The 19,424-nt window shown below is 69.2% G+C and carries 20 protein-coding genes and 3 pseudogenes; 13 read left to right on the forward strand and 10 right to left on the reverse strand.

Translation table 11 applies throughout. The features are described from left to right. Positions 1-25: 25 nt before the first annotated feature. Complete coding sequence (locus tag ACGFZQ_RS50315; protein WP_393846211.1) at positions 26-970, reverse strand: GlxA family transcriptional regulator; 945 nt, start codon at positions 968-970, stop codon at positions 26-28. Positions 971-1,041: 71 nt separating this feature from the next. Between ACGFZQ_RS50315 and ACGFZQ_RS50320 the strand changes: the two genes are divergently transcribed. From ACGFZQ_RS50320 to ACGFZQ_RS50330, 3 genes are all read left to right on the forward strand, one after another. Continuing rightward, entirely contained in the window at positions 1,042-1,731 is a 690-nt protein-coding gene (locus ACGFZQ_RS50320; RefSeq protein WP_393846212.1) for an HD domain-containing protein, read from the forward strand. Between the two features lie 69 nt (positions 1,732-1,800). Further along, entirely contained in the window at positions 1,801-2,226 is a 426-nt protein-coding gene (locus ACGFZQ_RS50325) for a RidA family protein (RefSeq protein ID WP_393846213.1), read from the forward strand. A gap of 68 nt (positions 2,227-2,294) precedes the next feature. Next, positions 2,295-3,533, forward strand: coding sequence for an MFS transporter (locus ACGFZQ_RS50330; protein WP_393846214.1), 1,239 nt, complete (start codon positions 2,295-2,297; stop codon positions 3,531-3,533). Here the strand turns inward: ACGFZQ_RS50330 and ACGFZQ_RS50335 are convergent. Continuing rightward, on the reverse strand, positions 3,490-3,996 hold the full coding sequence (locus ACGFZQ_RS50335) for a transcriptional regulator (RefSeq protein ID WP_393846231.1): 507 nt from the start codon (positions 3,994-3,996) through the stop codon (positions 3,490-3,492). The genes ACGFZQ_RS50330 and ACGFZQ_RS50335 overlap by 44 nt on opposite strands. A 320-nt stretch (positions 3,997-4,316) precedes the next feature. Continuing rightward, positions 4,317-4,718: pseudogene (locus tag ACGFZQ_RS50340) on the reverse strand (transposase); the annotation flags it as partial. Here ACGFZQ_RS50340 and ACGFZQ_RS50345 point away from each other — a divergent pair. Next, positions 4,621-5,826, forward strand: a complete 1,206-nt coding sequence (locus ACGFZQ_RS50345) for a cytochrome P450 (RefSeq protein ID WP_393846215.1) — start codon at positions 4,621-4,623, stop codon at positions 5,824-5,826. The pseudogene ACGFZQ_RS50340 and the gene ACGFZQ_RS50345 sit on opposite strands and share 98 nt — an antisense overlap. A 474-nt stretch (positions 5,827-6,300) precedes the next feature. On the opposite strand, the gene ACGFZQ_RS50350 is transcribed toward ACGFZQ_RS50345, so the two are convergent. Beyond that, a complete protein-coding gene (locus ACGFZQ_RS50350) occupies positions 6,301-6,546 on the reverse strand; it encodes a hypothetical protein (RefSeq protein WP_393846216.1) in 246 nt (81 codons plus the stop codon). 74 nt (positions 6,547-6,620) lie between these two features. On the opposite strand from ACGFZQ_RS50350, the gene ACGFZQ_RS50355 reads away from it, so the two are divergent. Continuing rightward, complete coding sequence (locus tag ACGFZQ_RS50355; protein WP_393846217.1) at positions 6,621-7,205, forward strand: GNAT family N-acetyltransferase; 585 nt, start codon at positions 6,621-6,623, stop codon at positions 7,203-7,205. A 70-nt stretch (positions 7,206-7,275) separates the two neighbouring features. On the opposite strand, the gene ACGFZQ_RS50360 is transcribed toward ACGFZQ_RS50355, so the two are convergent. Next, positions 7,276-7,815, reverse strand: a complete 540-nt coding sequence (locus tag ACGFZQ_RS50360; protein ID WP_393846232.1) for an inositol monophosphatase family protein — start codon at positions 7,813-7,815, stop codon at positions 7,276-7,278. 315 nt (positions 7,816-8,130) lie between these two features. Continuing rightward, a pseudogene (locus ACGFZQ_RS50365) lies at positions 8,131-8,708 on the reverse strand (nucleotidyltransferase family protein). Positions 8,709-8,894: 186 nt separating this feature from the next. Here ACGFZQ_RS50365 and ACGFZQ_RS50370 point away from each other — a divergent pair. Beyond that, complete coding sequence (locus tag ACGFZQ_RS50370; protein WP_393846218.1) at positions 8,895-9,389, forward strand: phosphotransferase; 495 nt, start codon at positions 8,895-8,897, stop codon at positions 9,387-9,389. A 16-nt stretch (positions 9,390-9,405) separates the two neighbouring features. On the opposite strand, the pseudogene ACGFZQ_RS50375 reads toward ACGFZQ_RS50370, so the two are convergent. Next, positions 9,406-10,095 (reverse strand): annotated as a pseudogene (locus tag ACGFZQ_RS50375) (AMP-binding protein); the annotation flags it as partial. Between the two features lie 197 nt (positions 10,096-10,292). On the opposite strand from ACGFZQ_RS50375, the gene ACGFZQ_RS50380 reads away from it, so the two are divergent. The 3 genes from ACGFZQ_RS50380 to ACGFZQ_RS50390 all read left to right on the forward strand — a co-directional run bounded on the left by ACGFZQ_RS50380 (position 10,293) and on the right by ACGFZQ_RS50390 (position 12,584). Further along, entirely contained in the window at positions 10,293-11,018 is a 726-nt protein-coding gene (locus ACGFZQ_RS50380) for a hypothetical protein (RefSeq protein WP_393846219.1), read from the forward strand. Continuing rightward, a complete protein-coding gene (locus ACGFZQ_RS50385) occupies positions 10,987-11,208 on the forward strand; it encodes a hypothetical protein (protein ID WP_393846220.1) in 222 nt (73 codons plus the stop codon). The genes ACGFZQ_RS50380 and ACGFZQ_RS50385 overlap by 32 nt, the downstream gene beginning before the upstream one ends. A gap of 788 nt (positions 11,209-11,996) precedes the next feature. Continuing rightward, positions 11,997-12,584: a hypothetical protein gene (locus tag ACGFZQ_RS50390; protein ID WP_393846221.1), complete on the forward strand. Its 588-nt coding sequence runs from the start codon at positions 11,997-11,999 to the stop codon at positions 12,582-12,584. Between the two features lie 394 nt (positions 12,585-12,978). Here ACGFZQ_RS50390 and ACGFZQ_RS50395 read toward each other — a convergent pair whose 3' ends face one another. Both ACGFZQ_RS50395 and ACGFZQ_RS50400 read right to left on the reverse strand, forming a co-directional pair. Next, a complete protein-coding gene (locus ACGFZQ_RS50395; protein WP_393846222.1) occupies positions 12,979-14,061 on the reverse strand; it encodes a protein kinase family protein in 1,083 nt (360 codons plus the stop codon). A gap of 567 nt (positions 14,062-14,628) precedes the next feature. Then, positions 14,629-15,390, reverse strand: coding sequence for a phosphotransferase (locus ACGFZQ_RS50400; RefSeq protein WP_393846223.1), 762 nt, complete (start codon positions 15,388-15,390; stop codon positions 14,629-14,631). A gap of 288 nt (positions 15,391-15,678) precedes the next feature. Between ACGFZQ_RS50400 and ACGFZQ_RS50405 the strand changes: the two genes are divergently transcribed. Genes ACGFZQ_RS50405 through ACGFZQ_RS50420 form a run of 4 tightly spaced genes read left to right on the forward strand, consistent with a single transcriptional unit; the run spans position 15,679 to position 18,435 of the window. After that, positions 15,679-15,816, forward strand: coding sequence for a lasso RiPP family leader peptide-containing protein (locus ACGFZQ_RS50405; RefSeq protein WP_351743810.1), 138 nt, complete (start codon positions 15,679-15,681; stop codon positions 15,814-15,816). Between the two features lie 38 nt (positions 15,817-15,854). Continuing rightward, positions 15,855-17,735 (forward strand): asparagine synthase-related protein, encoded by a 1,881-nt coding sequence (locus ACGFZQ_RS50410; protein WP_393846224.1) that lies wholly within the window; start codon positions 15,855-15,857, stop codon positions 17,733-17,735. Continuing rightward, a complete protein-coding gene (locus tag ACGFZQ_RS50415; RefSeq protein ID WP_351743806.1) occupies positions 17,732-17,995 on the forward strand; it encodes a lasso peptide biosynthesis PqqD family chaperone in 264 nt (87 codons plus the stop codon). Before ACGFZQ_RS50410 ends, ACGFZQ_RS50415 begins: the two co-directional genes overlap by 4 nt. 56 nt (positions 17,996-18,051) lie before the next feature. After that, complete coding sequence (locus ACGFZQ_RS50420; protein WP_393846225.1) at positions 18,052-18,435, forward strand: lasso peptide biosynthesis B2 protein; 384 nt, start codon at positions 18,052-18,054, stop codon at positions 18,433-18,435. Positions 18,436-18,618: 183 nt separating this feature from the next. Here the strand turns inward: ACGFZQ_RS50420 and ACGFZQ_RS50425 are convergent. Further along, a partial coding sequence (locus ACGFZQ_RS50425) for an IS256 family transposase (RefSeq protein WP_393846226.1) occupies positions 18,619-19,424 on the reverse strand: 806 nt, incomplete at its 5' end.

Below are 19,424 nucleotides of genomic sequence, written 5' to 3' on the forward strand. Positions count from 1 at the left end.
GTGGGTGGCCGGCGCGCGAGCCGTGTCAGTGCGTGAAAGTGCGTCGGTAGGCGGTGGGGGTGGTGTTGAGGGTTCGTCGGAAGTGCAGACGCAGGTTCGCCGCTGTGCCGAGGCCGCACTCCCGGGCCACCTGGTCCACCGAGTGGGTCGTCGTCTCCAGTAGTTCGCGTGCCTTGCCGAGGCGGGCGCCCAGCAGCCACTGGAGGGGCGTGGTGCCCGTCTCCGTGGCGAACCGGCGCATGAAGGTGCGTGGCGAGACGCCCCCGTGCCGGGCGAGCTCGCGGAGCGTGAGCGGCTCGTCGAGGTGGCGCAGCGCCCAGCCCCGGGTCTCGGAGAGTGACGCCTCCCCGGCCACGGTGACCGGAGCCGGGATGTACTGGGCCTGCCCGCCGTCGCGGTGCGGCGCGGCCACCAGGCTGCGGGCGATCCGGTTGGCCACGATCGCCCCCAGGTCGCGACGCACGAGGTGCAGGCACAGATCGATGCCGCAGCACACTCCGGCCGACGTGAGCACGTCCCCCTCGTCGACGTAGAGCACGTCGCGGTCGACCGTGACGGACGGGAAGTTCCGTTCGAGCTCGTCGATGTGCAGCCAGTGGGTCGTGGCATGCAGTCCATCCAGAATGCCCGCCGCGGCCAGCGCGAAGGCGCCCGTGCAGATCGACACCACCCGTCGGCCCCGGTCGCGCGTCTGGGCCAGTGCGTCGAGGACCTCCTCCGACGGCGGTACCAGCGGCTCGCTACCCGGCTCGTATCCCGGCACGATCACGGTGTCGGCGGCGCGTACTTGGTCCAGGCCGCCCTCGGTCACGAGGGAGAAGCCGCCGGTGGTCGCCACCTTGGAGCCGAGCCCACACACGGTCGTCTCGTAGGGAGTCTCCGGGCGGGTGTTGAAGATCTGCGCCGGTATCGCCAGGTCGAGCGGGGTGACGCCGTCCAATGCCAGGATCGCGACCCGGTGTGTCGTCATGTCAATATTCTAACGATAATAGTCAAGATTGCCACTCACCTGGCCAGGGAGTGCGTGCCAGCCTGGTGGACATGACCGGATCGACCCGAAACCAGGTGCCCCCCGAGGCGGCCGCCGACCTGATCGCGCTGCCCGGCACACCGCTCACCGGTGCTGTCGTACAGCTCATCAAGCCGGTGGAATCGCCCTCGGTGTTCAACCACAGCATTCGCACCTACCTGTTCGCCCGGCTCGTGGCCGCGCGTCTCGCACTGGCCGCCGGCCAGGACTACGAAGACGACCTGCTGTTCGCGGCGTGCACGATGCACGACTTCGGCGTGGCTTCGGACGGCCCGCACACCCAGCGGTTCGAGGTCGAGGGCGCCGACCGGGCCGCCGCGTTCCTCGTCGAACACGGACGGTCCGAGGCGGAGGCCGACGAAGTCTGGCAGGCCATCGCCCTGCACACCTCCTCGGGCATCGCGGAGCGCCGCGGCACGCTGTGCGTGCTCGTCCGCGAAGGCGTCGCGCTCGACTTCGGCGGCCCGATGGGCAACACCTACGCCGATTGCCTCAGCGACGAGCAGGCCGACGTCGTCCACGCCGCCTACCCGCGGTTGGAGATGATCCGCTCACTCACCGACGCGATCGTCGCGCAAGCCGCCAAGAACCCGAAGAACGGCCCGCGTTACGCGCTACCTGGTGAATTCCTGCGCGAACGCGAGACCTTCGGCCGGACCCGGATGGAGCACGCCTGCGGCTCCTCCCGATGGGGCAACTGACCGGCCCTGCCCGGCCCGCCACCCGGTCGACAAAGACGACACAGACATCAGTGAAAAGGACACACCGTCATGGCCATCCACCCCGTAGACGTCCCCGACAACTCGCCGGTCTTCGGAGGAACCACCAGCGCCTTCGCACGCTTCGGCCACGCCCCCGCGATCCGTTCGCACGGGCACCTGTTCATCTCCGGCCAGATCGGCCGCCGTCCCGACGGTGTCCCCGGGGAGACCGCCGAGGAGCAGACCGAGCTCGCCATCCGGCGTCTTGAGGAGATCCTCCGGCTGGAGAACCTCGACCTCAGTGACCTGGTGGATGTGACCAGCTATCACGTCGACATCCGCGAGAACATGTCCGGCTTCCTCGCGGCCAAGCAGCGCCTCGTCAAGGCTCCCTACCCCGCCTGGTCGATCATCGGCGTCAGTGGCCTCGCCAGCCCGGAACTCCTCGTGGAGATCCAGGCGACCGCCGCCTACCCCGACGACGCGGCCCGATAGAGCGCCGCTCCGGGGCCTCCGGGGGTCTCGCCCCCCGCAGGCCCCGGAGCCGTGCAGTGAGGTTTGTCATGAAGACTACGACGCCACCGAGTGACGTCCCCCTGACCGTCCGGCGTACGGGCGGCTCCGCCGCCCTGGCGCTGCTGGCGTCAATCATCGTCTCGTTCCTCGCCGCGTCGAGCGCGCCGACACCGGTCTACGCCCTCTACGCGGCCCGGTGGCACTTCTCCCCGATCACCACCACGGTTGTCTTCGGCGTGTACGCCGTCGTCGTCCTGACCGCCCTGCTCGTGCTGGGCCGGGCGTCCGGCCACCTCGGTCGCAGGCCGGTGCTGCTGGCCGCGCTGGCCCTGCAGGTCATCGCCATGGTGGTGTTCAGCATGGCCGGCGGCGTCGGCGCGCTGATCATCGGGCGGGTGCTGCAGGGCATCGCCACCGGCGGTGCCCTGGGCGCGCTGGGCGCGGCGATGCTGGACATCGACCGCGAGCGCGGCACCCGTGCCAACGCCGTCGCCCCGGGGCTGGGATCCGGCGTCGGCGCACTGCTGTCAGGCCTGGTCGTCCAGTACCTGCCGGCTCCCACGCACCTCGTCTACCTCGTGTTCATCGGTGTCTTCGCCCTACAGGCCGCCGGGGTCGCTGTGCTGCCGGACACCGGGGGCCGGGCGCCCGGGCTGCGCTCCTCCCTCGTGCCCGAACTCGCGGTGCCGCAACGCCTGCGCGGTCCGCTGCTCGCGGTGGCCCCGGTGTTGTTCGCGGTGTGGTCGCTCGGTGGTTTCTACGGCTCGCTCGCCCCGGCGCTGGCCCGCGAACTCTCAGGCTCGGGCTCCGCGGTGATCGGCGGCCTCGGCCTGTTCGTCCTGACCGTGGTCTCGTCCGCCACCGCCGTCTCGCTCGCGCGCACGCCGCCCAGGGCCGTGATGTTCTTCGGCATCACCCTGCTCGTGCTGGGATCGCTCGGGACCCTCACGGCCGTCGGACTCTCGTCGTTCGCCGGATTCTTCGCCGGTACTTTCGTGTCCGGGGTCGGCTTCGGAGCCGGGTTCCAGGGAGGGATGCGTACCGTCGTGCCCCTGGTCGCCGAGCACGAGCGTGCCGGTGTTCTGTCGGCGGTCTACGTGGTCTGCTACCTGGGCATGAGCCTGCCCGCCGTCATCGCCGGGGTCCTCGTCGTACACGGGGGCGGCCTGGCGGCCGCGACACGGGACTATTCGTGGTTCGTGGTGGCGCTCGCCGTCATGACGCTGATCGCCCTCCTGCGCCTCAAAGCGCCGGCCACGGCCGGATGCCAGGACACGCCAGGCTGAGGAGGGGCCGGTGGCCCAGAGTTCCACGAACCTGCGCGCTGCCTCGGCCCAGGGGGCGTCGATCCCGTCGACGTCGAGGGCGCGAGCACGTTGGTGGGCACGCCCAGCCCGGGCGGCGTCCGCACCTGAGCGCTCGGCGACCGCCCACCCCAGCGATCCGAAGGTCGCGTACGGCATCGCGCACAGCGGTGTCTCCGCTCGCTGCGCACGCCTGCAACCGGAGCAGCAGGCGCTGCCGGTCCGTGAGGCGGTCGGCGTAGGCCTGCCGCTTCGACGGCGTGCTCCCGTGTCTCCGGGTACGGGGGCGCTTGCCCACGTAGCCCTTCTCCACCTCGACGTAACCGTGCGAGCCCAGCGTGCCCACTTGCTGGGACAGTGCGGAGGCCGACAGTCCAGACACCTCGCGCACCCAGCCGAACTCCGCGCACTCCGCGCACTCCGCCCACTCCGCGCCGACGAGCAGCCCGCCGCGAACGCGCCGTCACCGTGCGGGCCCGCCTCGCCTCCCTGGCCAAGTAGCCGGGGCGCTGAGGGTGAGAGCGGTGGCGGCGGGCGGGAGTGGGAACGGGACGGCGAGCGTACAGGCGGTGGCCGGGGAGCATGGCCCGGCGCGTCCACCGATGCGACGTACAGGGTGTGGACGCCCCAGGGCAGTGCGGTCTCAGAGTCGCACCGCCCGACACGTCGGCGGACAGCGCGGCGGCGCCGCTGCCGGGCTGCTGCTCCAGGGCGTGGAGGAAGCGGTCGAGGCTGCTCGCCGCGCAGTCCGGCGTGCCAGCCGTCGTGCCGTTCGTGGACCGTCTTCCACCTGCGGAAACGTTCGGGAGGATCACGCCAGCTGATCCCAGTCCGCTTCCGTCGCAGGGCTGCCTTGATCACCCTCCTGTGACGGGCCCATCTCTCTCCACGCCGCCCGCTCAGCAGGCACTGAGGCTCCAGCGACGCGACGCCGGGTATCAAGGGCGCTGTCCGCCGGCCGGGCCGGAACCGGGGCGGGCAAGCACACCGGAGGTACAGCGGTGGCCCGACGCCACCGAGTGACATATTCATGAAATAGCAAAGTCGGCGAACCAGGGAGAACGGTGCGATGACGTCAGGCGACAAAGCAATCACCTGTCCATTCGACTTCAGTGAGGGCCTGGAGTTCGATCCCTCCCTGGCGGCGCTCATGGACCGTGGTTCCATCGCCCGGATCCGGCTCCCCTACGGTGACGCCGATGCGTGGCTGGTCACCGGCTTCGAGCAGGTGCAGCAGGTGACCACTGATCAGCGGTTCAGCCGGGCAGGGATCATGGGGTCCGACTTCCCCCGGCTGACGCCGGAGCCCATCGTCTCCGCCGAGTCGATCAATGTGATGGACCCGCCGCACAGCAGCCGCCTGCGCCACCTGGCGTCGCAGGCGTTCACCCAGCGTCAGGTGGACGCGATGCGAGCAAGGATCACCCGCCTCGCGGACGCCCTGCTCGACGAGATGGCTGAGCAGGGACCGCCGGCGGATCTCGTAGGCCATCTGTCGAACCCGCTTCCCCAGCACACCGTCTTCGACCTGCTCGGCATTCCCCGGGGCGACTGGAGCCGGATGCAGCAGAACCTGCAGCGACTCCTCGCCACCGGCCCGGACAGCCGCACGACCGCCGCAGCCGCCAAGACCGAACTGCGCGATTACTTCACCGCGCTGGTCGAACAGCGACGGAGTACTCCCGGCAACGACCTGATCAGCGCGTTGGCCACCGCGAGGGACGGCGAGGACACACTCGACGACCAGGAAGTGGCCGTCATGGCGCTCACGCTGACACTCAGCGGGCAGGACACGGCCACCTGCCAGATCAGCGACATCTGCTATCTCCTCCTGACCCGGCCCGAACTGATGAAACGCCTGCGCTCCCGACCGGAGACCCTCACGGACGTCCTGAACGAGCTGCTCCGCGTCATCCCTTTCCGCAAGGGAGTCGGCATTCCCCGCGTGGCGCGGGAGGACGTGGAGATGGCCGGGGTACGGATCAGAAGAGGCGACTTCGTCCATGTGTCGTACCTGGCGGCGAACCGCGACCCGCAGCGATACCCGAACCCGCAGGCCATCGACCCCGACCGGCCCCCAGCACCGCACATGACCTTCGGCTGGGGCGGACACCGCTGCATCGCCGTACCCCTGGCCATGGCAGAACTGGAAGTAGCCATCGGACGGCTGCTGGACCGGTTCCCCGGTCTGCGGCTCGCGGTCCCACCTCAAGAAATCGTCTGGGACACCCAGACGATCCGACGCTTCCCGATCGAGCTGCCCGTCGCCTGGTAGGAGACACGCACTGATCCCGCCACACACGCCCACCCGGCTCCGGCAGGCACACCCAGCACCTCCTAGCAACCACACCGCGAACCCGACACGCAAAAGGACTTTCCCAATCGTGATATCGAGCCCCACGCGTGACGGGAGGTGGTCACGTCCGCGTTGATGTAGAGAGTGCTGTCCGGCGTCACGTTGACGGTGGCACCGCTCCCCGCCTGCGCCACCGTCGGTTCCGTTCTGGCCTGCAGCGCCGGTGGCCATGACGGACAGTTGGGTGATCCCTGCAGGGCGGCGGTGAAGGATGCCGTGAGGGGGGCGCCGTCCGGGATGGTGAGGACAGGCGCCTGGCCGTGCAGCAGGACAGCGAGCGTACGGCCGCCTGGTCCGAGCCGGCCTGCCGCACCGCCGAGCCCACCGCCGCCCCGCCCCACCCGGCATCGCAGACGGTCGGCAATTCCGGACGCCGGACGCCAGGGTCGCGGATCAGGGCTTCCAGGTCCGCAGGAGAGCGGCGATCTGTTCGGCGGTGCAGCGCGGACTGTTCAGCTCGCGGGCCAAGGCCGAGAACTGTTCGCGAGTGGGGTCGACCGGGATGTTCGACGCCGCGAGGTACATGACGGCGACGGCACAAGCGACGGTGATGTTGGAGCGCTCCAGCCACCGGCAGCGTCCCAGCGAGTGCACCAGGGCCGCGGCACGCGCGTAAGTGCCTGTTTCTGATGCTGCCATGACACGATGGCGGCTGTGAACGCCGAAAGGGCTCGTTGTTGACGTGGGCGCCCAACGTCGGGCGATCATGGTGCATGACTCGCGCTCTATCAACACGGCCCGTCATCGCCTCCGGCTTACTCGGTGGCTCTCCCCAACCGGCGCTCCCCACCTCCGGAGGCCTTCTGCTGCGCCCCTGGGAGGAAGCCGACGTGCCAGCATTCCTTTCTGCATACCGAGATGATGAAATCCGCCGCTGGCACACGCGTCGTCCCGCCACCGAGTCCCAGGTCCGGGAATGGTTCGACGCATACCGCCAGGACTGGAAACACGAGAGAGGCGGCCACTGGGCGATCACCCGCGCCGGCGTCGAGGTACTCGGCCGAATCTCACTACGCGGTTTCGACTTCGACGACGGCATAGCGGGCGCGGCCTATTGGGTGCTCCCGGCCGCTCGCGGAGTTGGGGTGGCCTCCCGCGCTCTCTTGACGCTCACCGTCTGGGCTTTTGACGAGATCGGCTTCCAGCGGCTGGGGCTGGACCACTCAACCCGCAACCAGGCCTCGTGCAGAGTCGCAACCAAGTGCGGCTACCTCCTGGAAGGCACCAAACGCAGCGCCGCCGTGCACGACGATGGCCGACACGATATGCATCTGCATGCCCGTATCCAAGGCGACTGAGAACCCGACGTGTCAGAGGCTGGTCGGCCTCTGTGGCCTGCGCCGCTCTGCCGCTGTGCCGCCGGACGCATTACTCGCCATCGTCGAGGGCGAGATAGTCGCGGGTGTGCGGCAAGCCCTTCACCAACTGCAGGAAGTCCTCGCGTAGTTGACCGTTGGTGACGAGCACCGACATGTTGCCTTCCAGTACGGACACTCCGTTCAGGTCGGTCACCCGTCCGCCCGCCTCCGTGACGATGACCGGCATCGGAGCGACGTCTTCATAGCCCATCGGCGGACCGGCGATGACGCCGGCGTCGGCTCGGCCTGTCATCAAGGCCACGATCATGCCGGTCGAGGGCATCAGGAGGACCCGGCGGTGGAGAGCGCAAAGGAGTTCCTCCGGCCAACCGGCCGGGTTATGCACCAGTGTCCTTGCCCCGCCCAGGCTGGTCCGTTCCGTGACCTGGGCGCGGCGGCCCGATCGCAGATCCGGGTCCGGATCCGGCAGCACCCAGCAGCCCAGCCCCCGACCCGCCGCGATCATCTGCTGGCTCAGGGGCATGTTGATCACGTCGACAGCCGTCAGGAGATGGGTCGAACCCTGGGTCATACCGGCCGGAAGTCCGATGCGCTCGCCTGCATCACCGCGGTACTCGAAGACCAGGAGCGACTTCTGGGCAAGGCACATCCCCATACGCTCAGTACCCGCTTCGAGCTAGAGCTCCTTGTTGCACGGTCTGGCGACCCCCGCGAGGCCCTCCGACAGCTGCAGGCTCTTCTGGGGGACCAGGAGCGGATTCTTGGCCTGCATTCGCGCACGCTGAGCACCGGGCACCAGCTCGGCAGGCTCCTGGCACAGATCGGTGAGCCAGACAGTGCCCTGGAAGACGGTCAGCAACCGAGCACGGCACTGACGGTGGATGCGGCGGACACGGGTGAGGACCTAGGCGGTCCGGACCGGCGCGACGTCCAACTGCCCGGAGTGCGGCGCGTCGCGGACGGTCGGGGTCGAACATCCTGCCTTGATGGGCATCCTTGGAATCGGCTCTGTCCGCAGTTCCGTGAAGGCCAGACCTCCCGCGGGGCAACGGAGCGGGTTGGGTCGAACGACAAGGTTGAACACGTCGGAGAGTCCGTGAGGCGCATAGACGCGCCATTCTCCATCGGGTTCCAGCCGGACGCCCAGACAGCACGTCGTTGCAGCGAAGCAGTCGATCGCGGACTCGGTGGACTCGTGCGGCGGACCAGGCACCCCGAACTTCCGCTCATACCAGAGATGCACGCGGGCCTCGTTGCGGATCTCCACTTCGGTCGGCAGCCCGGCGAACACCTCCTGCCCTGCCTTGATCACGGCGTCCTCCGCCTCCCAGGACAGGCCGGTGCCGTCGAAGTAGAAGATGTCGTAGTCCTTGATGCCGCTGGTCGGGGCCTGTCGGTAACCACGTTCCACACCGTCTGGAACAGGCATCCCGCCGTCACATACCAGCCGGGCAGCTCCAACGTCGCCGCCCTGGTCAGCACGTCGGTCGGGACCTCGTTCTGGAGAGAACGGACCGCAAGCCATCGAGTTGAGCAACTGTCAATAGTTGTGGATCACGTTTCTCGGTACGCCGCGTGCGTAGAGCCCCTGAGACTACGGAGTCGAGTGCGGGGCGATCGGAAATCAGCTTGCGGTGATCCGATGGGGCGTCGTACGGTCGGCCTCCGATGAACGAGATGCCCGAGGTCCTGCCGTTGCCGGACCGGAAACCGGTCGACGCCGCGGTGGCGGGCAAGTTGATCGCCGCGCAGTTCCCGCAGTGGTCCGACCTCGAGGTCCGGCCGGTCGATGCGCAGGGTTGGGACAACTGCACCTTTCGCCTCGGTGACGAGATGCTGGTGCGGCTGCCGACTGCCGGGGAGTACGCGCTGGCGGTGGAGAAGGAACACCGGTGGCTGCCGGTTCTCGCACCCGCGTTGCCGATGGAGATCCCGGTTCCGCTGGCCAGAGGCGTTACCGATGAGGGCTTTCCGCACGACTGGTCGGTCTATCGGTGGCTCGGTGGCGAGCCCGCGGACCGTGCCGTCGTCGAGGACATGACGGCGTTCGCCAGCGACCTTGCGGAGTTCCTGGTGTCCCTGCAGCGGATCGACCCGACGGGCGGCGGCAGCTGCCCGTGTCGTCGGTCAGGACCAGCCCGGGACCGGTGTCGTCCAGCATGAACGTCAGCCGCCCGTCGGGCAGTTCGGGGTCCAGCGGCAGGTACGCGGCGCCGGCCTTGGCCACCGCATACAGCGCGACCACCATCTCGACGCCGCGCTCCAGGCACAGTGCCACGGTGGTGCCGGGGTCGGCACCGCGGGAGATCAGGTAGTGGGCGAGCCGGTTGGCGCGCGCGTCGAGTTCGCCGTAGCTGAGAGTCTCGTGCTCGCCGATCGGCGCGGTACGGGCGGGGGCTCGGGCAGCCTGTTCCTCGAACGGCTCGGCCAGGGTGCGGTACCGGAAGCCGGGCCGCCGTAAGGGTGCAGTGTGCCGGTGAGCCTGTGCCGCTCCCCCCGCATCGATCAGGTCGAGGTCGTCGACCGGCCGCGCGTGATCCTCGGTGACTGCGTCCAGCACCCGCAGATACGGGCCGGCGATGCGCCGGACGGTGCTCTCGTCGAACAGGCCCACCGCGCATTCGAGGACACCTTCGAGCCCTCGGCTGAGAAGGTGCGTCGGTTGTCGTGCGGCTGCCGGGGCGGCTATGGCCCGCCGTCGGCACAGGCCCGCCGCATCCGCCCTGATGAGCGCCGCTGTCCCTGCTTCGGCCGTCGCGGCGGAAGCAGGGACGGACCGGCGCCCGGCGGACTCGTCCGGACCCCCGTCGCCGACCTGGAACGGCGTCACTTTCGCGGTGGCCGAGGTGGGTCGCGGTGCGCGTGGCACCGGTGCTCATGGGACGGGCGGCAGCCACGAGAAAGGTTCGCGGTCGTCCTGGCACATGCCGTGCCGTGCCAGGAGCACGGCACCGGCAGACCCTGCCGGGGGTTGGGCGGCGGCTCGGGCTCCGGCTTGAGGCCGTCGGCGATCGGATAGACAGTGAGAACCATGAACCGGCACCGGCAACCATCGCGGCGGACTCCGTGGATAGCGGGCGGAGCGGCCGTGGTCGCGCTGGGAGCCGGTTTGGGGGCCTGGGCGCTGGTGTCCTCCCACGACGGCGGCGGCGCCCCCCACTCAACGCCGTCACCCTCGGTGACGGTCTCACCGTCGGTGACGGTGTCGCCGTCGGTGACGGTGTCGCCGTCGGTGACGGTGTCGCCGTCGACGCCGAGTCCGTCCCTGTCCCCTTCGCCACGGCCGTCGGCCCCGAGTTCACCGACCTCGGCGACGCCGCGGCCGACAAACACACCCGCGCCCAGGCCGACCGGGACCGTACGACCGGTGCCGACCACCACCTGGCCGACGCCCCGCCACACGACCCCGGCTCCCCCGCCGCCGGTGCACACGCCGACCCGGACCATACGACCGGTACCAACCACCACCGGACCGACGCCCCGCCACACGACCCCGGCTCCCCCGCCGCCGGTGCACACCCCGACCCGGACCATACGACCGGTACCAACCACCACCGGACCGACGCCCCGCCACACGACCCCGGCTCCCCCGCCGCCGGTGCACACCCCGACCACGAAGCCGGTACCTCCCCACACATCGACGCCCAGACCGTCCGTGACCCCGCCCCGGCCGACCTCGCCCCGGCCCTCGCCGTCCCCCACGACGACGCGGCCGAGCCCTCCCCCGGTCACCTCGCAGCCTTCGCAGAAACCGGTGCCCATGACTCCGGCTCCGACGACCACCGGCAATAAACCGGGAACGACCACCTGGGTCACGTCGCCGGAGGCGGTGGCCGCCGCCAAGCGGATGGCAGCCGCCAAGACGGTCGGCGACCCGGTCTGCTCGCTGTCGAGCGTGGGACAGCCGAACCCGAACCTCGTGCCGCAGGGCCGGCGTATCGGCATCGGGCACTACGGCGACTACTGGTGCCTGATCTGGTAGCCCACCACGGCCGCGGCCGGGTCGACCCGCAGCCGTTCTCGGGGCCTCACCCGTGCGAGCCGGCGGCGGGGGTGGGAGCGGCGTCGGTCGGAGCGCGTCCGGTGACGCGTTCACGCGACTGGGCGATCGGACGCCTCCCCGCCGCAGGCCATCCCCTGATCGGCCGAGCGCCGTCGGCCGGCCTTCCGACCTGTCCGATCGGGCCACAGTCTGTATCGACTTGACAAGCTGAGTACCGCGAGAGCACTCCCCCTCCTCTGGCCGTTCACGGTGAGCACACGAGACCGCAGATCGTGTGGAGTGCTGTCGATCAGGATGCGCGTATGTGGTGCTCGCGGTAGCGCGCCTGGCAGCTGTGGGCGAGCCTCTGTCTCTCGTGACAGGACCAGCTAGATGTCCAGATCGCCGTTGGCGCGTAGGACTCGAAGGCGGTTGGGTGTGGCTCTTCTGTAGTGAGCCGGTGATGCCGTGCGCCGTTGCTTGCTCGTGGTCCGCAGGAGGATCGTCACGTCCCAGGACGGGGTCTTGGAGGCGGCGACGGTGCCGTGGCTGGAGGAGCTCGAACGACGGGAGGCCGCCGCGCGGGAGGAGATCGCCGAGCTGCGGGACCGGATCGAGGAGTTGAGCCTGCGTCTTGTGGAGCTCCCTACATCCGGGGGGATGGACGTGCGTCGGAGACCGGCGTACACCTTCCCAGCGAGAGGTGACAGGGCAAGGACCTGAACCGTCACCGAACGGCAGGTCCACGCCCCCAGCCGAACCGCACCGCGCCCCCGGAGGTGTACGCGATGCCCCGTCCGCTCGACGGGTATGTCACCGGCTCCCTGAGCCACCGGATCGGCCGCGGCACGATGGGGGACGGCGTCTACGAGTTCGAGTTCCTCCGCACGGAGGAGTTGACCCTCGTCCGGCCTTACGACGGTCAACCGGCCAGCGTCCTCCGAAAGCCCTGCCCCGCCTGCGACAAGGCGCTCAGCTACCGGGTGTACAGCGTCCGCGCGACCCGCCGGCGGCGGGCGGTGTGGTGGGCGCTCACCACGTTCGCCGCGGCACTGGCCATCGGCGGGGTGGTCCTCGCGAATTCGCTTCCCGATGTGGGCGTGAGTGACGTGTGGGTGTTCGTGGTGGTGAGCGCGATTCTCGGCGGGATCCTCGCCTTGTTCCTTCTGGTCCCACTGGCGTTGGGCGAGTACGGAATACGGGGGCACCGGACCGGATGGCCGATCATCGCGAAGCACGCCTTCGCCCTCGCACCGTCTGACGAAGACATGCCCGCCGTGGTCTGCGAGCGGTGCGGCCACCGTGAGGTGATGGACGACTTCGACTACTTGGCCGCCAAGGCCCGCCTTCGCCAACACACTTGCAGCAGCGCGTGATGGCCAGACGCCGTTGCCGTCGACGCGGCCGTGACGGCCACGGCTCTCGGACCGGAGCCCGGCACCCGCACCACGGGGTCCCGTACGACGTCGGCAGAGGCAACTGCCCCTTCAGCCGCTCCCGCAACCAACGCTTCGCTGGCAGCCGGGGACAACAAGGTAAGCAGGCTCACCCCGCCCGTGTCCGGCGGAGGTTCCGGAACCTGCGCGCGAAAACCGGCCCTCCAGCCGGTGCACCGAAACCATCCCGTCCCGGGCCCGGCCATCCGCCTGGCTCGAAGAACCGTCACTCGGCCCTTGTCATGAAGTGGGCTGAGTCCTCGCGACCGGTGAGGCATGCACCGAGAGGCCCGTCGGTAGGCAGTGACCGTGGCCGCCGAGGCGAAGGTGTGGATCAGCTCGAGGTTGTGACGCCAGCGCCCAGCTGCCGCTCGATCTCCGCGGCCGGGAACGGCGTCTGCTTGCTCTCGGTGAGCGGACGGTGGAAGAAGGAGTCCACGACGACGGTAGGGCGTGCGTGCCGGTCGATGATGGCCGTGATCCCGGGCGGGATGTCGCCAGGTCGCCGGCCCGCGATCCAGTCGTGCAGGAAGACTTCGCGTTCCGTGTCACCGCGCACGCCGTCGAGCAAGTGGTACCGGAGCAGGTGGCTCGCGGTGTAGCAGTGGTCGTACGCGAGGTGGTCCGAGAGGAAGGTGGACTCGTCCGCCGAAAGGTCGAAGCGGGAGCTCAGGGCAAGCCCGAAGTCAGCGAAGTAGAGCTGGCGGCCATCGGTCAGGACGTTGGCAAAGTGCGCATCGAAGTGGACAAGTCCGCGAGAACTCATGAAGGCAGCTCCGTCCATCAGAGCTTCCTCCACCCAGCAGAAGGGTGAGCTGTCCCCGCCTTCCGGCACGGCGGTTTCGCGGTGGTCGGCCAGCCATCCGGCGAGTGTGTGCGGCACGTGCTCCAGGAAGACCACCAGGCTGTACGAGGACTGGCCGATAGCCTCAAGCCGGTCACGAACGGCGGGTGATCCCTCCCAGTGCGCGACGGCCCCCTCCAGGCCCCCGAACTGGTCTGTGAATCCTTCGGGAGGGGAATCAGGCAGAACCCGCCAGTGGTACATCAGGGGGAATCCCGCATACTCGTCGCCGAGAACCCAGTTCGTGGTCATGGTGTGCACGGCAAGCTCCCGCCAGGCACCGAACCCGGACGAGCCCGCCCCATACTGGTAGAACATCGGCAGTTCGAAGACGTTGGCCGTCGACCGCACGTTCTCCGGGCGTAATTCGGTGTCCGTCAAAGGGATCCGTTTGACGAAGATGCGCGTTCCGTTGATGTCCAGCTCCGCCGACCTGCCACCGATGCCCGACCCGAGCGGGGTAGCGGCTGCCACGACCTCCCCGAGCCGGTAGTCGCTCAGCAAGGAGAGCTGAGTGCTCACGTCCCCGTAACCAGCAAGGCGCACGGCGCGCAGCAAATCCTGGTCGAGCATCGACGGCTCCTCGGTGCCCGAACCAGGGCTTCGGCAACCCCACGTACGGCACCGACCCTACGCTGAAAAGATCAGCCACTCTCATAAACGACCGGATGGTGACCGAAGTTGGGTCCCGGACGCGTACGCCGAGCGGTTACTGTGACCGTTCGCCGAACGGTTCCGCACCGCCGTTCCCCACGCCACTGCCTGGACCGACACGCCGACGAACAGAACTCCGCCCCGGGCCGGGCCCCCGACCTCTGCCGGTCGTCGTAGTTGGAGGGCAACCGGAGTACGGGAGAAACAGGCAACAGCCGGTGCGGCGGTCAGTTCTGCCCAGCCTTCGCACCTTCGCCGCAGGCATAGACCGCGACCGCGACGCCGTCACCGCGGGCCTCACCCTGCCCTGGAGCTCAGATCCCGTCGAAGGCCACGTCCACCGGATCAAGATGCTCAGACGCCAGATGTTCGGCCGCGCGGGATTCCGGCTTCTTCGCAGACGAGTTGTGCTGTCGTGACGATAACGGCCGCCCGTCCCCGGCCGGGACCAGCTCCCGCTTCTGATGAAGACTGACACCCAGTCAGTCAGCGCAAGGCGCGATCCATATGGGCCCGGTGCTCGAAAACCCACTGATACGCCTGCTGCACCTCTGCCACCGCCCCAGCCTCGCGGAGACGGATCATCGCGGGGTCTCCAGAGGCGGCAGCAGCCTCGATGCCACGCCAGCACCGGTCCTGCCACCACAGGATCACAGAGACGAGATCACGCCGGTCCACGAGCTCATAAGCATCGGCGATCAACCGCAACCGTCGCGCGGTTTCGGAGACGTCTTCAATGCTTGGCCCGAGCCCTAGGTACTGCCAGCAAACGTGGGCGACGTCGTGGATGCGCGCGCCTGGTGCTGCCAGATCCCAGTCGATGAAGGCCACCGGGCGCAGGACGCCGCTGACAGGTCGATAGACGGTGTTCTTCGGCGCGAGGTCGTTGTGGCAGACGACCTCATGTGAGCCTGCGAGTTCCGTGCCTGCCGTCAGGTCGTGGAACTCCCGCACGAGCTGCGTGACCCGTAGCAGACTCCCGTCGGAGTACACATCTGGCGGCTGCTGCGGTTCCCAAGCCACATGCCCATCGAGGTAGGTGAGGACCTCGCGGCCCTCCTCGTCGATGCCGCGGTAGCGCGGTGCACCGGGCCAGCAGCCGGCCTCAAGCAACTTCAACAAGTCGCTGACGAACCGCGTACTGACAGACGCGGGACGGCGCACTGTGGCCCCGATACGCACTACGTGATTGACAAGCCCACCAGGCAGGGACGACTCGCACATCCCACCACTGTGCACGATCTTCATCCGCCAATTCGTCGTTACTCGCAGTGTGCGCTGCACAGAAGTTGAGCCAGATCCCGTTCGCGCATCCGCAGTCACAACTGTGCTGTCTTGCGCCGTGGGCTTCCTTCTCAGCTCCGGGCGCGCACGGCGCACGTGGCGCTGCCTTCGCACCCCTGTCTGCGGCCGTAAATCCGCCCGGTTCACTGAATCGGATGGGGACAGGCGCTTTGGGGCGTAGTGCCGAAATGCCCTAGGTACTCTCCGTAGCGGTGCGGCTACCTCGCCACCAGCGGAAGCAAGGAGACCTTCATGCAGCAGGACGAAGTGTACGAACCGCCGGCCATCGTGGAAGTGGGCGACTTCGCCGACCTGACCCGTGGCGAGGCCCTCGGGGCGCACTACGAGGGCGGTTTCCCGCCCTACGAGTGGTACCTCGGTCCCAACTGATATCGAGTCTGACACCACCACATGACGGGCGACATGCCATGAGCGGTGACGTATGGTTCACGATCCTTCCGGACGGTGAACCCGGCGTGGCTGCGGCGCAGCTCCTGCGCCCCTGGGCCACCGAGACCATCAACCACCACTCCGGCCGGCCCTGGCTTGTGGGTAGTTGGCCGGAGGGACAGGTGACGGTGGGAGCGGCAGGGGCGCGGCGAGTTGCGGTGATCGGGCGCTGCCCGGTCACCGCGGACGAACTGTCTGCGCGGGCGGGACGGCTGCGGGACGCCGAGAACGCGGAGCGGATCGCCCACGGACTCAGCGGCAGCTTCCACTTCCTGGCCTCTGTCGACGGTTCGGTCCGGGCCAGGGGCAGCGCGTCCGGGGTCCGGCGGCTCTTCCACACACGCGTGGCCGGGGCGACGGTGGCCGCAGACCGGGCGGACCGGCTCGCCGCCGTGACTGGAGCGTCCCCCGACGAACGGATCCTGGCCGCCCACCTGCTCACCTCGCCGCTTCCGTATCCGCTGGACGACCACTGTGTGTGGCAGGGCGTGCGAGCCGTACCGTCCTTCGACTGTCTGCTGATCGACGCAGACGGCCGGGCACGCACCCGGCGGTGGTGGACCCCGCCTGAGCCGCAGCGCGCGTGGCAGGACGGCGTGCCGGCGGTGCGCGCGGCACTGACCGCGGCGGTGGACGCCCGCTCCGCAGGCGAAGACACGGTGAGTGCGGACCTCACAGGGGGTCTGGACTCCACCAGTCTGTGCTTCCTGGCCACACGGGAGAAGGAACAGCCCCGCCTGGGCGGGGTGAGACTGGTGACGCTGCGCTGGCAGAGCCTCGACCCGGACAATGACGACGCGATCTGGGCCATGCGTGCCACCGCCCACCTGCCCGACATCGAGCACGTCACGCCCACCCCCAGCCAATGGCCGCTCTGGTACAGCGACTTGACGGCTCTCACTGGTGATGCTGTTCCCACGGACGAGCCAGGGCCCTGGGTGCGCGACGGCGCCAGGATGTCGGTGCTGTGCCGCCTGATGACCGGCCGGGGATCCCGACTGCACCTGATGGGCGGCGGCGGAGACGAGCTGTTCAGCTCGTCTCCGCCGCACCTGCACGATTACGTGCGACGCCACCCCCTGGCGGCCTGGTCCCGTATCCGTACACAACGCGCCGCCCAGCACTGGCCGCTCGGGCAGCTGCTGCGTCAGCTCGCGGACGGCAGGACGTTCGGCCAGTGGCTGACCGCATGGGCGCAGGGCCTCACCACGCCACAGCCGCCGCCGGCTCTGGTTCGCGGCGCCCCCTCGACGGCGTGGGGGGTGGACCTGCGCATGCCGCCGTGGGCGAGCCGGGACGCGACCGAGGCCGTGCGGGATCTGCTCAAGGAAGCCGCCGACACCGCCGAGCCCCTCGCGCCTCAGCGCGGACAGCACACGGCACTCGCGTGCGTACGGACCGGTGGGCGCGGCTTGCGGCTTCTGGACCAGGTGATGTCCCGCCAAGGACTGGGGCTGGCCGCACCTTACCTTGACGACCAGGTAATCGAGGCGGCCCTGGCCATCCGCGTGGCCGAGCGCAGCACGCCCGGCCGGTACAAGCCGGTGCTCGCCGAGGCGGTGCGCGGCATCGTGCCCGACGACGTCCTGCGACGGAACACCAAGGGCGAGTACAGCGCGGACTTCCACGTCGGTCTGCGCCGCAACCGCGCCGGTCTGGTGGAGCTCTTCGACGGCTCGTGGCTCGCCGGCGCCGGACTGATCGACGACGCCGCGGTCCGTGCGTCCCTGCTCGGGGTGCACCCCACTCCGGAGGGCCTGCGCTCTCTCAGTTCCAGTCTGGGCAGCGAGATCTGGCTGCGTGCCCGATCCGCGCCCATCTGTCCCCCGAGCACCGCGATCGCCGAAGGAGCGCCGTGAGCCTGACTCTGCGACCCCACGTCTGCGCGACGGACACGCCGGACGGCATGGTGCTCCTCGACGAAGTCACCGGCCGCTACTGGCAGCTCAACCGCACGGCGGCGCTCGTCCTGCGCAGCCTGATCGAGGGCGCCGAACCACCGGACACGGCCCGTGCGCTGTGCTCCGTCTACCCCCGGCTCACCGCCGAGCGCGCCGACGCCGACACGGCCGCGATCACCCGCGCCCTGACCGAGGCCCGGCTGGTGGTACCCCGATGAGCCAACCGATGGTGCCCGCCGCCCGCGGCCACCTTCCCCTGCGCCACCGTCCGCCCGTGCTCATCGCCACGGGTGCCGCCCGGCTGATCGTCACACTCAAACCGCACCGTATCCGTGGTGTCCTGTCCATGGTTCGGCGCGGGGCCGCCCCCGCCACCGCCTCTCAGACGCTCGCCGCGCGCGAGGCTGTCGTCGCGCTCAGCGCGCGCTGCGCCGGGGAGGGCTGCCTTCAGCGGTCCGTGGCCACGGCGCTGCTGTGCCGGATGCGCGGGGTCTGGCCGGACTGGTGCACGGGCGTGCGGACCTCCCCGTTCCGCGCGCACGCCTGGGTGGAGGTCGACGGTCTTGCGGTAGGCGAACCGCACCAGTCGGCCGCGTACCACCGCATGATGGTGGTGTCGGCCCTGCCGCAAAAGAGGGAGCCAGAAAAACATCCCTGATGGAGGGCCCACGACTTCGTGCGCACCGGATCCCGCGGAGACGCCGGAATCCGGGCTCGATCGCGTCCCTGGTCGAGGACGCTGATGCGGTCCGCGATCCGGGCGTTCTCTGGGGGTTCCCCGGCCGTGGTGTGACGTCGTGCGGGTGTGTCAATTTAACGGCTGATCTTGGTTGTTGAGTGGTCAGTTGTTGCTCGGGGTCAGACGTCCCTCGAAGGCGATTTGGAACGCGTTCAGGGGTGCTTTCCAGCGCATGGTCCACCGCTTGCGGCCCTTGCCCGTCGGGTCCAGGCTCATCAGCGCCATGTAGATGCACTTGAGGGCGGCGGCTTCGTTGGGGAAGTGACCGCGGGCGCGGACGGACCTGCGGATGCGGGCGTTGACGCTCTCGATCGCGTTCGTGCTGCAGATGACCTTGCGGATCTCGACGTCGAAGGAGAGGAAGGGCACGAACTCGGCCCAGGCGTCGGACCACAGCTTCACGATCGCCGGATACTTGCGGCCCCACGCTTCCTGGAACTCCAGGAACCGCTCCGCCGCCGCGTCCTCGCTGGGCGCGGTGTAGACGGGCCTGAGCGCCTTGGCGACCTTGTCCCAGTCCTGACGGGCGGCGTAACGGAACGAATTCCGCAGCAGGTGAACCACACCCGTCTGGACAATCGTGCGAGGCCAGACGGCCTCCACGGCCTCTGGAAGGCCCTTCAGCCCGTCGCAGACCAGCATCAGTACGTCGTCCAGGCCGCGGTTCTTCAGCTCCGTGAACACGTGCAGCCAGTACTTCGCGCCCTCGCCGCCGTCGCCGGCCCAGATGCCGAGGATGTCGCGGGTGCCGTCCACGGTCACCGCCATCACCACGTAGATGGGACGGTTCGCGACCTGCCCGTCCCTGATCTTGGTTCTGTCGACGATCTTGTGATCCAGTGCGGAAGGCGTCACCGCGCGAGCAGGACACGTTTGCGGAGGAGATCGAGGCTGGCACGGCCGAACAT

This window comes from Streptomyces sp. NPDC048254, from assembly GCF_043201895.1.
GTDB lineage: Bacteria > Actinomycetota > Actinomycetes > Streptomycetales > Streptomycetaceae > Streptomyces.